Consider the following 13,577-nt stretch of genomic DNA (forward strand, 5'->3'; position numbering starts at 1 on the left):
TTACTGCTCCGCCACAACGGTGTTGCGCAGCACGCCGATGCGGCTCGACTCGATCTCGACGACGTCGCCAACCTTCAGCCAGCGCGGCGGATCGAAGCGAACGCCCGCCCCCGTCGGCGTGCCGGTCACGATCATATCGCCGGGCTTCAGCGTCGCGAAGGTCGAGAGGTAGGAGATCAGATAATCGAACGGGAACATCAGCCGCTCGGTCGTGTCCTGCTGCCGCACCTCGCCATTGACGCGCGTGACGATGTCGTGCGGGCCACGCGGGTCGAGCTCGTCCGACGTGACAATCCACGGGCCGATGCTGCCGGAGCGATCGAAATTCTTGCCTTGCGTGACGTTGAACTTGCCGTGACGCAGCCAGTCGCGAATCGTGCCCTCGTTGCACAGCGTCATCCCGAAGATGTGCGACCATGCTTTTTCGCGCGGGATATGGCGGCCGCCCTGTCCGATCACGATGACGAGCTCGCCTTCATAGTCGAGCTGATCGGAAACCTTGGGCTTCTCTAGCAGCTGGCCGGAGCCGGTCATTGAGGACATGCTGCGCACGAACAGGCTGGGATATTTGGGCAGGTCCGAATTGTCTTTATATTCCGCATTGCGCTCGGCGTAGTTGACACCGATGCACCAGAGCTTTTCCGGCGCCAGCACCGGCGGCAGCAGGACGAGATCGTCGAGCGCATAGTCCGGCTTCGCGCCCGCGATGGCTTCCTGCGCGTCAGACAGCGCGTTGGCCGCGATCAGCGCCTTGACGTCGGAGAAGTCGCGGCCGATCCGCCTGGTCAGATCGATCACACCGTCAGCGACGGCCGCGCCGTAGCGTGGCTCTCCGTCCACGAGATAGCTCAGGAGTCGCATGGTCGTTCTCCAATTTGTGTCGGGCAGCGCGGCGGGCGGCGCGCTCAGTCTTTCGATTTGGGCGTCTGAAATACGGTGTTCAGCGTCACGATCTCGCCGAGGCGGGCGTAACGGGGACCGCCGATGCGCGCGATCGGGTCGAGCGCCTTGGTCTCGACCTTGCCGTCGTTCACGAGGCCGTCGCGCAAATGGAACATCACGACCTCGCCGACGATCAGCCGGCTCTTGGCCTCGCCGAACTCGAGACACTGCCGGAAGCGGCATTCCATCGCCGCCGGCGCGGCGGCGAGCCGCGGCACCTTGATACGCTCGCAGGGCAGCGTCTCCAGGCCGAGATGCTCGACCTCGCTGATTTCAGGCGGATGCTCGACCGATGAGTCGTGCACCGCCGACATCAGCGGCGTATCGGCGATGTGGATGACGTATTCCTCGGTATCGAGGATGTTGTGCGCGGTGTCCTTGTAGTCGGCGCCCTTGCGGCCGACGCTGATGGCGAGCATCGGCGGCTTCTGCGAGACGAAGGTGAAGGCGCTGAACGGGGCGAGATTGAGCACGCCCTTGCTCGACAGGCTGGTGACCCAGGCGATCGGACGCGGCACCACGATGCCGGTCATCAGGCGGTAGATGCGCTCGGCGCCGAGCTCGGTCGGATCGATCCGCATCGATCAATCCGCCCTGATGTTGGCCTTGCGCACCACCGGAATCCACTTGGCGTCCTCGCGCTCGAGATAAGCCTTGAACTCGTCCGGCGTCATCGGCGTGGCTTCGCCGCCGAGCTTTTCGAATTTGTCAACCACGGCAGGATCCTTCAGGATCGCAACCAGCGTCTCGTGCAGCTTCTCGATGACGGGCGCCGGCGTGCCCGCGGGCGCGAACAGGCCGGTGAAGGTCTGGCCATCAAAGTCCTTGTAGCCGAGCTCGGCGAAGGTCGGCACGTCGGGCAGCGACTTCAGCCGGTGCGGGCTGGTCACGGCGAGCGCGCGGAACAGGCCGGCCTTGATGTGCTGAAGGCTGACCGTGAGCTGGTCGAATGCGAACTGCACCTGGCCGCCGAGCAGATCGTTGATCGCCGGCGCATTGCCGCGGTAATGCGCGGTGACCCATTGCAGCTCGAGGTTCGACTGCATCAGCTCGCTGAGCAGATGGTTGGTGGTGCCGGGGCCGGGCGAGGCCATCGTCAGCTTGCCGGGCTCGCGCTTGGCGAGATCGAGGAATTCCTTCAGCGTCGTCGCCTGCACCGACGGATGCACCTCGAGCACCAGCGGCGTCATCGAGATGGTCGAGATCGGCATGAAGTCCTTTTTCCAGTTATAGGCCTCACGCTTGTTGATCTCGGTCGCGAACAGCACTGGGCCGTTGGCGCCGACGAACAGCGTGTAGCCGTCGGGCGCCGACTTCGCGAACGCCTCGCCCGCGATCATGCCGCCGGCGCCGGCCTTGTTCTCGATGATGAAGGGTTGGCCGAGCTTTTCCTGAAGCTTGTCGGCGACGATGCGCGCGGCGCTGTCGACATTGCCGCCGGCCGGATAAGGCACGATCAGCTTGACGCTGCGGGCTGGCCATTGCTGGCCCGACGCGGGCCCTGCCAGCATCGCGATGGCGGCAGCTATGGCAATCCAGATTAATCTCATGTTAACCTCCCGGCAGCGCTTCCAATTCCATGTCGCGTGCGGCGATGCGCACGGCAACCCGATCGGGACGCAATCTTCAGATGGGCGCTTGTCCTGTCGAGTGAATTGTGGCGTTCTTGTCCATATTATGGACAAGACGAAAATCGCCAGCAACGCGACATCACCCCGACAGGGCGCGCAGGCGATCCGGCGCGCGCTCGCAGTGCTGCGCATTCTTGCCGCAGGCCGCGAGGACGGTGTGCCATTGGCCGAAGTGATCCGGGCGACCGGCCTCACCCGTCCGACCGTGCACCGCATCGTCCACGTGCTGATCGAGGAAGGCATCGTCGAGCGGCACGAGCGGACCGGCCGCTACGCGATCGGCAACCAGGTGCCGGAGCTCGCGCTGGCACGTCCCCGGCCGTCGCGGCTGCTGATCGCCGCCAATCCATCGCTGCAACGTGCCTCCACCGAGATCGGCGACACGATGTTCCTGACGGTGCGCACCGGCAACGACACGCTGTGCGTCGACCGCAGGATCGGAATCTATCCGATCCAGGTGCTGTCGATCGAGATCGGCGCGCGCCGGCCGCTCGGCGTCTCCAGTGCCGGCGTCGCCATCCTCGCGGCGATGCCGGCGCCGGAGGCGCGAAAGATCGTCGCAGCGAACGAGAAGCGGTTCGAGGCTTACAAGACCGATGTGGCGACGGTCCTCGGCGAGGTCACCGCCGCGCGCCGGCTGGGATACGGCCTGAGGGAAATCGGCCTCGTGCAGGGCACGAAATCGATCTCGACCTGGATCAAGACCCCGGACGGGCGACCGGCTGCAGCCATCACCGTCTCCGCGGTGCGAACGAGGCTCGGCCCCCGCCGCGAGCAGGAGGTCGCGGAGATCTTGTTACGGGAGGCGCGGAGTATCGAGCAGGCGATTCGGGGCTGAGCACGGACGGCGCTTCTCCGCCTCTCCCGCTTGCGGGAGAGGCCGACGCGCTCGCAGAGTGCGGCGGGTGAGGGCTCTCGCCACGCGGGGACATTCTCCTCAATCCTCAACAATCCCGACGCGGAGATACCCCCACCCCAACCCTCCCCCGCAAGCGGGAGAGGGAGCGCACCGTCCTCCCCCGCGACGTCAATGGGCTGACTTCGTCCGCGTTTTTATGGCACAACGCCCCCTCCGCCGACCGACCAAACGAGGCCCCCGCATGCCCGCGCCAAAACCGCCTGCCTTCGAGACCCTGAGCCTGCATGCGGGCCAGCATCCGGATCCCGTGACCGGAGCCCGTGCGGTGCCGATCTACCAGACCACGTCCTACGTGTTCCAGGATTCCGATCACGCCGCCGCACTGTTCAATCTGGAGCGCGCCGGCCACATCTATACGCGCATCTCCAACCCGACCACTGGCGTGCTGGAGGAGCGGCTCGCGGCGCTGGAGGGCGGCGTCGGCGCGATCTGCACCGCGAGCGGCATGGCCGCGCTGCATCTGGCGATCGCGACGCTGCTCAGCGCCAGCGACCACATCGTGGCGTCGAGCTCGCTCTATGGCGGCACCATCAATCTGCTGGCGCACACGCTGCCGCGCTTCGGCATCACCACCACTTTTGTGAAGCCGCGCGATCTCGATGCGTTCCGCGCGGCGATCAGGCCCAACACGAAACTCGTGATCGGCGAAACCATCGGCAATCCCGGGCTGGAAGTGCTCGACATTCCCAAGGTCGCTCAGATCGCCCATGACGCAAAGATTCCGCTGCTGATCGACAACACCTTTGCCACGCCCTATCTCAGCCGGCCCATCGAGCTCGGGGCCGACATCGTCATGCATTCGGCGACCAAATGGATCGGCGGCCACGGCATCGCGATCGGCGGCGCGATCGTCGACGGCGGCCGCTTCGACTGGCGCGCATCCGGCAAGTTCGGCGTGCTGACCGAGCCCTATGGCGGCTATCACGGCATCGTCTTCGACGAGCAGTTCGGCACGGCGGCCTTCATCATGCGCGCACGGACCGAGGGCCTGCGCGATTTCGGCGCCTGCCTGTCGCCCACCAACGCGTTCCAGCTCCTGCAGGGCGTCGAGACGCTGGGCGTGCGCATGGACCGCCACATGCAGAACACGCACCTCGTGCTGGAAGCGCTCAAATCCAACAAAGCCGTCGACTGGGTGCTGCATCCCTCGATGGAGACGCACACGGACTATCAGCTCGCAAAGCAGCTGCTGCCGCGCGGCGCCGGCTCGATCATCTCCTTCGGTATCAAGGGCGGGCGGCCCGCGGGCCGCAAGTTCATCGAATCGCTGCGCATGATCAGCCACCTCGCCAATGTCGGCGATGCCAAGACGCTGGTGATCCACCCGGCATCGACCACCCATCAGCAGATGGATGCCGAGCAGCTCAAGGCGGCCGGCATCGGCGAGGAGCTGGTGCGGCTGTCGGTCGGCATCGAGACCGCCGGCGACATCATCGACGATCTCGCGCAGGCGCTGCGCATCTCGCAGAAGGTCTGACACCATGAAGCTCTCCGTCAACGGCGCTGATGTGTTTGTAGCAACCGGCGGCCGCGACTTCGACAAGTCCCTGCCCGCGGTCGTCTTCCTCCACGGCGCCGGCTTCGACCATTCGACCTGGGCGCTGCATACGCGCTGGTTCGCCCATCACGGTTTTTCCGTGCTTGCGCCGGACCTTCCCGGCCACGGCCGCTCCAGCGGGCCTTCGCTCGGCAGCATCGCCGAGATGGCCGACTGGACCGCGGCACTGCTCGATGCGGCGGGAGCTGCGAAGGCGCATCTGATCGGCCATTCCATGGGATCGCTTATCTCGCTGGAGACGGCGGCGCGACATCCGGAAAGAGTCTCGGCGCTGAGCCTGATCGGCACTGCCGCGACCATGACGGTTGGCCCGGATCTGCTGAAGGCCGCCGAGGCCAACTCGCAGGATGCCAACGACATGGTGTCGATCTGGGGCCTCGGCTTCAACGCCGAGCTCGGCGGCAGCCTCGCCCCAGGCCTGTGGATGCATGGCGGCGCGCAGGCGGTGCTGAAGTCTTGCGAGCCGGGCGTACTGTTCAGGGATTTGTCGGCCTGCAATGCTTACGCGAATGCGCTTGCCGCTGCCGCGAGCGTGAAGGTGCCGACGACGCTCATCCTCGGCGAGCTGGACATGATGACCCCGGCGAAGGCAGGCAAGGCGCTTGCCGCTGCGATCCCGCATGCGAAGACGGTCGTGGTACCGGGTGCCGGCCACATGATCATGGCCGAGCGGCCGGATGAGTTGCTGGCAGCATTGCGGAACTGAGAAGGATCATTCGATCATCTTGCGCGTTGCGGTGAGATATCCCTGTCATTTCCAGAGGGAACTCACCCCATGCCAAGACAAGAAGTGATCCGCAAAGCGAAGCAGGACAAGCGCGCGGGCAAATCGGCAAGCACGCAGGCCGGCGAATTCGTCAAGGACGAGATCGACAGGATCCGGAAGGGCAAGCACGGCGCGCGGTCGACCAAGCAGGCCATTGCGATCGGCTTGTCCGAAGCACGCCGCGCCGGCGTCGATCTGCCGCCACCGCGCAAGGGGCGAACCAAGACATCGACACGCCGCAGTGCCAAATATGCTTACGAGGTCGGCCAGGGCAAACGCACGCCGAAGCGCCGGCCTAAGGTGTCGCGCGCGGTCGAGAACGTCCTGAAGAAGGAGGCGCGCTCGACCGCATCGCGCAGCGCGCTTTCGAAACAGACCAAGCAAGCCTCAAACCGGCGAACCGCGGCGTCGCGTTCAGCTGCCGCGCGGAAGGCGAGCCAGACCAAGGGCGCCAAGACCCGCTCCGCTGCCGCGAAGAAAGCGGCCCGCACCAGGGCACGCCGCCGGAGCTGATCAGCTCAGGCGATTGCGACGCTCCGAGAACACGGCCCGCGCCGCGCGCTCGGCTTCGCGCGCCGAGCGGAACTGACGCCCTTCGAGGCTGTCGAACAGGCGCTCCGAGGAGAAGAAGCGGAAGCCGCGGGCATCCCTCGTGACGATGCCGGCGGCGCGATCGTGGATCTCGATGATGTAGGCGTTCGACTGGGTGTGAGACATGACTGCTCGTTCGCCGGAACTCCGGCGCTCCTGTCTGGAAATTTGCGGTGTGGATGTTGCTAGGACGAGCTCAGCAACAACAACAGGCACCCGTCGCCGCCGAAAAACAGCGCCGCGTCATGCAGGCTTGCATGTCATTAGACTTGCGCTGGCGATCGGTTCTCATCGTGCGGCTCGGACTCGAGGAGCAGTTTCGATGTTGCGAATATCGAGCGATTGCCGCGATTGGTCAATGAAATGGCTATCCATATTTGCGGGCGGTGCGCGGGGGCGCTTCTCCCGGCGCAAGTGCCGACAGGCGGATTCATCTCGCGGCCAACGGTCGTCGGCTGTGACGACATCCCGGGCTCTTGTAGGGTGGGCAAAGCGAAGCGTGCCCACGCGTCCGTTGCCGTATCGGAGAGATGGTGGGCACGGCGCAAGTGCGCCTTTGCCCACCCTACGATAACGAACTTGTGGAGAGAGGCCCCTCACCCCGCCCTCTCCCCGCAAGAGCGGGGCGAGGGAGACGAGAGAGTGCCGAACGTCACCACATCGTCGCAGCGGCGCGCTCGGGCCAGATGCGATCGTATTCCGCGCCGCCGACTTTGTTGTCGCTCATCTCGGCGAGGATCTGACCGGGCGTCGGCAGCGTCTTGGGATCGATACGCTTGTCGGGATTCCAAAGGTCGGAGCGGACGATGGCGCGGGCGCACTGGAAATAGATCTCGGCCACCTTCATCACCATGACGCTGCGCGGCGCCTTGCCCTCGACCTTGAACGAGGCCAGCAGCTCGGGATCGACCGAGAGATGGGCGCGGCCGTTGACGCGAACCGCATTGCCGGAGCCGGGGATCAGGAACATCAACGACACCCTGGGATCGCGCACGATGTTGCGCAGGGAATCGACCCGGTTGTTGCCGCGGCGATCCGGCAGCATCAACGTCTTGGGATCATGGATACGGACGAAGCCGGGCAAATCACCACGCGGCGAGCAGTCGATGCCCTCGGGGCCGATGGTGGCAAGCGCGGCGAACGGCGCCTTCTCGATGAAGACGCGGTAGAGCGGGGTGACGTGGTCGGCGACTTTCACGGTCGAGGCGTCGTTGGTGGCGCCGTAGATGGCCTCCAGCTGTTCGATCGTTTCAATCACCGACATTCCGTTCTCCTTGCTGTACTGGCTAATCGTGCCAGCCTTCATTCCTGATCACGCGCACGAGCTGGCGGGCGTGATAGTCCGCGCTGCCGGCATTGAGGATGGTGACGTCCGCCTGCGCCGCCCGGTCGTCGACGCTGCGGGTGAGGCGCTCGGCGATGTTGCCGTCGCTTTGTCGCGCGCGCGCAGCCAGCCGCGCGGCCAGCACATCCGGCGGCGCCGTGATCGCGACCACCACGATGTCAGCGTAGGTCTGGCGCAGCGCGCCGATCACCGTGCGCGAGACGTTGGCGACGACCGTGCGGCCGGCGCGGATATCGTCGTTGACGTCGAGCGGCAGCGCGTAGGAATGCCCGTGCGCGTCCCAATGCACGGCGAAATCGCCATGCTCGCACGCGCGGCGGAATTCGTCGGGACCCAGCGCGACATTGTCTTCGTCGGTGGAGGATTCGCGCGTCACGATTCGGCGCGGGAAGACAATGTCGTGATCGTCAGCGCAGGCCGCCTGCGCCAGCCGCAGCAGCGTGTCCTTGCCGGCGCCGCTGGGACCGACCACCAGCACGAGCCGGCCGGGGCCGATCGCACCCGCCTCATGATGCGCTGTGGTCACGCTCTCGCTCATGCGACACGGCTTCCTTCGCGCCAGACGCTGCGGACGACGGGAACGTGGCCCGCGACATGCACGCGAATGAGGTCGGCGCGCTTGCCGATCGCGACCTCGCCGCGGTCGGTGAGGCCAACTGCCTCCGCAGGTGCCTTGGTTACGGTGCGGATTGCCGCGGCAAGGCCGATGGCGGGCACATGCTCGGGCAATTGCAGCGCCCCCATCAGGAGGCTCGACGGGATGTAGTCCGACGACAGAATGTCGAGCAGTCCTTCGCGGGCAAGATCGACCGCGGCGATGTTGCCGGAATGCGAGCCGCCGCGCACGACGTTCGGCGCGCCCATCAGGATGTCGATGCCGGCCTCGTGCAAGCCGCGCGCGGCCTCCAGCGTGGTCGGGAACTCCGCCACCGAGACGCGATCGCGCACGGCATCCGCGACGTTCTCCTCGGTGGTATCGTCGTGGCTCGCAAGCGGGATATTGTGACCATGCGCCAACGCCACGATCTCGCGCATGTTGGTCGCGGCATAGAGCCTCTGATATTCGAAGCGCTTTGCGAACAGCTCGTCGAGCTCGGCATCGGTTTTGCCGCCGCCCTTGCCGCGGTAATAGTCGCGCAGCTTCACCTCGTCACGGAACTGGCGCTGGCCGGGCGTGTGGTCCATCAGCGACATCAGCTTGACGTCGGGACGGTCGATCAGCTCCCTGGCCTCCTCGACCACGCTCGGCATCGGGATCTCGCAGCGCAGGTGCAGGAAGTGGTCGGCGCGCAGCAGGCTGGCGTCGCGCGCGGTCGTGATCGCGGCGGCGAGCACGCCGGCGCGGCCGTCGACCTCCTCGGCGCCGTCCTCGCGCCAGACCCGGAGCGAATCGAACACGGTGGTGATGCCTGACGTGGCGAGCTGGCCGTCATAGGAGATCACGGCGGCAACCGGATTCCAGAACACCTTTGGCCGCGGCACGTAATGGGCTTCGAGATGGTCGGTGTGCAGCTCGATCAGGCCCGGCATGATCAAATCGCCGCCGGCATCCTCGGCACCCGCAGGCGCCCTGCCATCGCCGATCTCGGCGATGCGTCCGTCGGCAAGAGCGAGCCAGCCCTGTTCGATCACCCGGTCAGCCAGCACGATTCTGGCGTTGGCGATCACAATGTCCTTCGGCTTGACGTTCATTTCCATTTCCCTCAGGCCGCGGCGGCGAAGCTGGTGACGTCGACGATACGGTCGGCAATCAGATGACGGATTTCGTCGTCATGGACAATGGCGACCATGGCGACGCCCTGGCGTTTCTTCTCGGCGACCAGCTCGACCACGACGGCGCGGTTGGCGGCATCGAGCGAGGCGGTCGGCTCGTCCAGCAGCAGGATCGGCAGGTCGGAGATGAAGCCGCGCGCGATGTTGACGCGCTGCTGCTCGCCGCCGGAGAAGGTCGCGGGCGGAAGCTGCCAGAGCCGCTCGGGAATGTTGAGGCGGTGCAGCAGGCTACCTGCGCGCTGCTGCGCATCAGTGCGTGGCATGCCGTTCACGATCAGCGGCTCGGCGACGACGTCGATGGTGGCTACGCGCGGCACCGCGCGCAGGAACTGGCTGACATAGCCGATGGTCGAGCGGCGGACGTTCAGCACCTGCCGCGGCTCGGCGGCGGCGAGATCGATCAGCGTGCCGCGGTGGCGGATGCCGATGCGGCCGCTATCGCAGCGGTAATTGCCGAAGATCATTTTCAGGATCGAGGACTTGCCGGCGCCTGATGGCCCCGACAGCACGACGCATTCGCTCGCGTTGACCCGGAAGGTCACGCCACTGACGACAGGCAGTTCGATGCCGCCCTGCAGGTGCATGGTGAAGGTCTTGTTGGCATCAGTGATGTCGATCATGGCGGTCATTGGAGAACTCATATGGAAAGTCATGGCGGCAGGATCGAGGAGACGAGGAGTTGCGTATAGGGCTCGCGGGGATCGTCGAGCACCTGGTCGGTGAGACCGGTCTCGATGACGCGGCCGCCCTTCATCACCATCACGCGGTGCGACAAGAGCCGCGCGACGGCGAGGTCGTGGGTGACGATGATGACGGCGAGCTGCAGCTCGGCGACGAGGCTGCGCAGGAGGTCGAGCAGGCGCGCCTGCACGGAGACGTCGAGGCCGCCGGTCGGCTCGTCCATGAACACCAGCCGCGGCTCGGTGACGAGATTGCGCGCGATCTGCAGGCGCTGGCGCATGCCGCCGGAATAGGTGCGCGGCGCATCGTCGATGCGGGCGGTGTCGATCTCGACGCGGGTGAGCCAGTCGGACGCAGTCTCGCGGATGCGGCCATAGTGATTCCAGCCCACCGCCATCAGCCGCTCGCCGACATTGGCGCCGGCCGAGACTGCCATGCGCAACCCCTGGGCGGGATCCTGATGCACAAAACCCCAATCGGTGCGGTACAGGAAGCGCCGCTCGGCTTCGCCGAGCGAGGCGAGATCGCGGGCGACGCCGTCGCGCATCCGATAGGACACGTGGCCGCCGCTGGCCGCGAGCTGGCCCGACAGCAATTGCAGCAGCGTCGACTTGCCCGAACCTGATTCACCGACGATCGCCAGCACCTCGCCGGGATAGAGCGAGAAGGAGACGTCGCGGCAGGCGGCGATGCGGCCGAAGGATTTGCTGAGGGAGGTCGCGATCAGCAGCGGCTGGTCGTTTTCGAGCGCGGCCTGATCAACCATTTGTGCCTCCTTGCGCCTTCTCCTTGTACGGCGCGGAGCTGAGGCTGCCGTGATGGCCGGCGGCCTGGCGGCTCTCGCAATAATCGGTGTCCGAGCACACGAACATCCGCCCGCCCTTGTCGTCGGTGACGATCTCGTCGAGGTAAGAATTCTCTGCAGCGCAGAGCGCGCAGGGCGCGTTGAAGCGGTACGGCTCGAACGGATGGTCCTCGAAATCGAGCGACACCACCTTCGTGTAAGGCGGGATCGCATAGATGCGCTTCTCGCGGCCGGCGCCGAACAGCTGCAGCGCCGGGCAATTGTCCATCTTGGGATTGTCGAATTTCGGCGTCGGCGACGGATCCATCACATAACGCGCGTTGACCTTGACCGGATAGGCGTAGGCGGTGGCGATGTGACCGAAGCGGGCGATGTCCTCATAGAGCTTCACATGCATCAGGCCATATTCGGCGAGCGCATGCATGCGCCGCGTCTCGGTCTCGCGCGGCTCGAGGAAACGCAGCGGCTCCGGGATGGGCACCTGATAGACCAGCACCTGGTCTGCGTGCAACGTCGCTTCCGGGATGCGGTGACGCGTCTGGATCACGGTCGCATCTTCAGTCGCCGTGGTCGTGGCAACGCCGGCGGTCTTGGCGAAGAATTTCCGGATCGAGATCGCGTTGGTGGTGTCGTCGGAGCCTTGATCGATCACCTTCAGCACGTCGGCGGGACCGAGGATCGCAGCGGTGACCTGCACGCCGCCGGTGCCCCAGCCGTAGGGCATCGGCATCTCGCGGCTGGCGAACGGCACCTGATAGCCGGGAATGGCGATCGCCTTCAGGATCGCGCGGCGGATCATCCGCTTGGTCTGCTCGTCGAGATAGGCGAAATTGTAGGCAGGCGCGTTCATTCCGCGGCCTCCTTCATGGCGTCAGGCGCTTGGGCGTCAGCGAATTCCTTGCGCAGCTTGCGGAGCAGGCCGAGCTCGGACTGGAAGTCGACATAATGCGGCAGCTTCAGATGCTCGACGAAGCCGGTGGCCTGGACGTTGTCCGAATGCGACATCACGAATTCTTCATCTTGCGCCGGGGCGAGTGCCTCCTCGCCGAGCTCGCGGGCGCGGAGCGCGCGGTCGACCAGGGCCATCGACATCGTCTTGCGCTCGCTCTGGCCGAAGGCGAGCCCATAGCCCCGGGTGAAGCACGGCGCTTCCGTCGCGGAGCCCTTGAACTGGTTGACCATCTGGCACTCCGTGAGCTCGATCGAGCCGAGCGGCACGGCGAAGCCGACGTCTTCCGCCAAAAATTCCACCTCGGCCTCGCCGAAGCGGATCTCGCCGGCGAAAGGATGGTTGCGGCCATAGCCGCGTTGGGTGGAATAGCCCATCGCCAGCAGGAAACCTTCGTCGCCCCGCGCGAGGTTCTGCAGGCGCAGGTCACGCTCCGCTGGAAAATTCAGCGGCTCGCGGGTGAGATCGCCGACGCTGGCGCCGTCCTCCGCCTGCGGTGAGGATTCGATCAGCCCGTCGCGGCCGAGAATGTCGGTCACGCGCGGCGTCGGCGCCGTCGAGGCTTCCGCCGTTGCCGGCGCCTCCGGCACGAAGCCTTCGGCGAGCGCGGGATCGAGCAGGCGATGGGTGTAGTCGAAGGTCGGCCCGAGGATCTGCCCGCCGGGAATGTCCTTGAAGGTCGAGGACACCCGCCGCTGCACGCGCATCGCGCCGGTGTCGACCGGCTCGCTCGCGCCGAAACGCGGCATCGTGGCGCGGAAGGCGCGAACCAGGAAGATCGCCTCGATCAGATCGCCGCGCGCCTGCTTGATCGCGAGCGCCGCGAGCTCGCGGTCATAGAGCGAGCCTTCGCTCATGACGCGGTCCACGGCCAGCCCAAGCTGTTCCGAGATCTGGTCGAGCGTGACCTCCGGAACGCCTCGGTCGCCGCGCCGCTTGTCTGCGAGCAGGCGATGGGCGTTCTCGATGGCGCGGTCGCCGCCTTTGACTGCGACATACATGCTTCTAGCTTCCCTTGCTCACGATTCGCGTGGTGCGGGGGATCGCGACCACGGCGTCATCGGCGACCAGCACCACATCGATGCCGCGCGGAAACAGCGCCTCGTTGACACGCAGACGCTCGAACAAATCGAAAGGTCTGATCGCCGCATTGAGCATGGCGACGCCGTCGATGCCGGGGCCGCGCAGCTCGAAACTACGTCCTGCGTCGAGGCTATCGACCTGCAGCATCACCGTGGTGGACCGATCCGGATATTCGCTGGTCCCGAGCGCGAAGCATTCAAGCGGCGGCAGCGCACCGCCGTCACTGATCAGCGCAAAACTCGCGATGGAGGAATCCTGCACCACCGGCGCGCCGGTGTGGAACTTCAGCCATTTCACCACGTTCGGGCTCTCCGCCATCCGCGCGTCGAGCCAGAGCGGCGTGTCGTGGTCGAACAGCGTCAGCGCGATCGCGGCGGTGCCGCGCATCATCCTGTCGGGCGTCCCCGCCCCCGGCACGATGCGCTGGACCGACCCGGGCCGCGCCATCGCGTCCATGACAGAGCGAAAGGTCGATTGCGCCGACAGCACCTTGTCGGCGAAGCCCGGCGGCAGTTCCGCAATCGTGGTCATGAT

General features: G+C 65.9%; 16 protein-coding genes. 4 read left to right on the forward strand and 12 right to left on the reverse strand.

Annotated elements, in window-relative coordinates; translation table 11 throughout:
* Genes RAD10_RS01075 through RAD10_RS01085 form a run of 3 tightly spaced genes read right to left on the reverse strand, consistent with a single transcriptional unit; the run spans position 1 to position 2,492 of the window.
* On the reverse strand, positions 1-861 hold the full coding sequence (locus tag RAD10_RS01075; protein ID WP_461615973.1) for a fumarylacetoacetate hydrolase family protein: 861 nt from the start codon (positions 859-861) through the stop codon (positions 1-3).
* A gap of 44 nt (positions 862-905) precedes the next feature.
* Complete coding sequence (locus RAD10_RS01080) at positions 906-1,523, reverse strand: flavin reductase family protein (RefSeq protein ID WP_461615974.1); 618 nt, start codon at positions 1,521-1,523, stop codon at positions 906-908.
* Between the two features lie 3 nt (positions 1,524-1,526).
* Complete coding sequence (locus RAD10_RS01085) at positions 1,527-2,492, reverse strand: Bug family tripartite tricarboxylate transporter substrate binding protein (protein ID WP_461615975.1); 966 nt, start codon at positions 2,490-2,492, stop codon at positions 1,527-1,529.
* Between the two features lie 127 nt (positions 2,493-2,619).
* Between RAD10_RS01085 and RAD10_RS01090 the strand changes: the two genes are divergently transcribed.
* The 4 genes from RAD10_RS01090 (at position 2,620) to RAD10_RS01105 (ending at position 6,329) form a co-directional block, all read left to right on the forward strand.
* A complete protein-coding gene (locus RAD10_RS01090; protein ID WP_461615976.1) occupies positions 2,620-3,411 on the forward strand; it encodes an IclR family transcriptional regulator in 792 nt (263 codons plus the stop codon).
* Between the two features lie 262 nt (positions 3,412-3,673).
* Complete coding sequence (locus RAD10_RS01095; RefSeq protein ID WP_461615977.1) at positions 3,674-4,969, forward strand: O-acetylhomoserine aminocarboxypropyltransferase; 1,296 nt, start codon at positions 3,674-3,676, stop codon at positions 4,967-4,969.
* Between the two features lie 4 nt (positions 4,970-4,973).
* The gene (locus RAD10_RS01100; RefSeq protein ID WP_461615978.1) at positions 4,974-5,756 is read left to right on the forward strand and encodes an alpha/beta fold hydrolase; all 783 of its coding nucleotides are present in this window, start codon (positions 4,974-4,976) and stop codon (positions 5,754-5,756) included.
* Between the two features lie 69 nt (positions 5,757-5,825).
* On the forward strand, positions 5,826-6,329 hold the full coding sequence (locus RAD10_RS01105; protein ID WP_461615979.1) for a DUF6496 domain-containing protein: 504 nt from the start codon (positions 5,826-5,828) through the stop codon (positions 6,327-6,329).
* Here the strand turns inward: RAD10_RS01105 and RAD10_RS01110 are convergent, their stop codons facing one another.
* The 9 genes from RAD10_RS01110 to phnH all read right to left on the reverse strand — a co-directional run bounded on the left by RAD10_RS01110 (position 6,330) and on the right by phnH (position 13,574).
* Entirely contained in the window at positions 6,330-6,533 is a 204-nt protein-coding gene (locus RAD10_RS01110; protein ID WP_091955664.1) for a hypothetical protein, read from the reverse strand. It abuts the gene before it with no gap.
* Positions 6,534-7,059: 526 nt separating this feature from the next.
* Complete coding sequence (locus tag RAD10_RS01115) at positions 7,060-7,671, reverse strand: pyridoxamine 5'-phosphate oxidase family protein (RefSeq protein ID WP_461615980.1); 612 nt, start codon at positions 7,669-7,671, stop codon at positions 7,060-7,062.
* A 22-nt stretch (positions 7,672-7,693) separates the two neighbouring features.
* A complete protein-coding gene (gene phnN / locus RAD10_RS01120; protein ID WP_461615981.1) occupies positions 7,694-8,290 on the reverse strand; it encodes a phosphonate metabolism protein/1,5-bisphosphokinase (PRPP-forming) PhnN in 597 nt (198 codons plus the stop codon).
* Positions 8,287-9,444, reverse strand: a complete 1,158-nt coding sequence (locus tag RAD10_RS01125) for an alpha-D-ribose 1-methylphosphonate 5-triphosphate diphosphatase (RefSeq protein WP_461615982.1) — start codon at positions 9,442-9,444, stop codon at positions 8,287-8,289. Before RAD10_RS01125 ends, phnN begins: the two co-directional genes overlap by 4 nt.
* Before the next feature lie 11 nt (positions 9,445-9,455).
* Complete coding sequence (gene phnL, locus RAD10_RS01130; RefSeq protein ID WP_461615983.1) at positions 9,456-10,154, reverse strand: phosphonate C-P lyase system protein PhnL; 699 nt, start codon at positions 10,152-10,154, stop codon at positions 9,456-9,458.
* 20 nt (positions 10,155-10,174) lie between these two features.
* Entirely contained in the window at positions 10,175-10,972 is a 798-nt protein-coding gene (phnK, locus tag RAD10_RS01135) for a phosphonate C-P lyase system protein PhnK (protein WP_461615984.1), read from the reverse strand.
* Positions 10,965-11,861, reverse strand: coding sequence for an alpha-D-ribose 1-methylphosphonate 5-phosphate C-P-lyase PhnJ (locus RAD10_RS01140; RefSeq protein WP_461615985.1), 897 nt, complete (start codon positions 11,859-11,861; stop codon positions 10,965-10,967). The genes phnK and RAD10_RS01140 overlap by 8 nt, the downstream gene beginning before the upstream one ends.
* The gene (locus tag RAD10_RS01145) at positions 11,858-12,961 is read right to left on the reverse strand and encodes a carbon-phosphorus lyase complex subunit (RefSeq protein ID WP_461615986.1); all 1,104 of its coding nucleotides are present in this window, start codon (positions 12,959-12,961) and stop codon (positions 11,858-11,860) included. Before RAD10_RS01145 ends, RAD10_RS01140 begins: the two co-directional genes overlap by 4 nt.
* Before the next feature lie 4 nt (positions 12,962-12,965).
* On the reverse strand, positions 12,966-13,574 hold the full coding sequence (phnH, locus tag RAD10_RS01150; RefSeq protein ID WP_461615987.1) for a phosphonate C-P lyase system protein PhnH: 609 nt from the start codon (positions 13,572-13,574) through the stop codon (positions 12,966-12,968).
* Positions 13,575-13,577 lie beyond the last annotated feature (3 nt).

Source organism: Bradyrhizobium sp. 23AC, from assembly GCF_054863025.1.

Excerpts from the sequence above, each read along its gene's own strand:
- RAD10_RS01110 (WP_091955664.1), bottom strand. The coding sequence starts at position 6,533 with ATGTCTCACACCCAGTCGAACGCCTACATCATCGAGATCCACGATCGC.
- RAD10_RS01105 (WP_461615979.1), top strand. The coding sequence starts at position 5,826 with ATGCCAAGACAAGAAGTGATCCGCAAAGCGAAGCAGGACAAGCGCGCG.
- phnN (WP_461615981.1), bottom strand. The coding sequence starts at position 8,290 with ATGAGCGAGAGCGTGACCACAGCGCATCATGAGGCGGGTGCGATCGGC.
- phnL (WP_461615983.1), bottom strand. The coding sequence starts at position 10,154 with ATGACCGCCATGATCGACATCACTGATGCCAACAAGACCTTCACCATG.
- RAD10_RS01085 (WP_461615975.1), bottom strand. The coding sequence starts at position 2,492 with ATGAGATTAATCTGGATTGCCATAGCTGCCGCCATCGCGATGCTGGCA.
- RAD10_RS01095 (WP_461615977.1), top strand. The coding sequence starts at position 3,674 with ATGCCCGCGCCAAAACCGCCTGCCTTCGAGACCCTGAGCCTGCATGCG.
- RAD10_RS01080 (WP_461615974.1), bottom strand. The coding sequence starts at position 1,523 with ATGCGGATCGATCCGACCGAGCTCGGCGCCGAGCGCATCTACCGCCTG.
- RAD10_RS01125 (WP_461615982.1), bottom strand. The coding sequence starts at position 9,444 with ATGAACGTCAAGCCGAAGGACATTGTGATCGCCAACGCCAGAATCGTG.
- RAD10_RS01075 (WP_461615973.1), bottom strand. The coding sequence starts at position 861 with ATGCGACTCCTGAGCTATCTCGTGGACGGAGAGCCACGCTACGGCGCG.
- RAD10_RS01115 (WP_461615980.1), bottom strand. The coding sequence starts at position 7,671 with ATGTCGGTGATTGAAACGATCGAACAGCTGGAGGCCATCTACGGCGCC.
- phnH (WP_461615987.1), bottom strand. The coding sequence starts at position 13,574 with ATGACCACGATTGCGGAACTGCCGCCGGGCTTCGCCGACAAGGTGCTG.
- RAD10_RS01100 (WP_461615978.1), top strand. The coding sequence starts at position 4,974 with ATGAAGCTCTCCGTCAACGGCGCTGATGTGTTTGTAGCAACCGGCGGC.
- phnK (WP_461615984.1), bottom strand. The coding sequence starts at position 10,972 with ATGGTTGATCAGGCCGCGCTCGAAAACGACCAGCCGCTGCTGATCGCG.
- RAD10_RS01090 (WP_461615976.1), top strand. The coding sequence starts at position 2,620 with ATGGACAAGACGAAAATCGCCAGCAACGCGACATCACCCCGACAGGGC.
- RAD10_RS01140 (WP_461615985.1), bottom strand. The coding sequence starts at position 11,861 with ATGAACGCGCCTGCCTACAATTTCGCCTATCTCGACGAGCAGACCAAG.
- RAD10_RS01145 (WP_461615986.1), bottom strand. The coding sequence starts at position 12,961 with ATGTATGTCGCAGTCAAAGGCGGCGACCGCGCCATCGAGAACGCCCAT.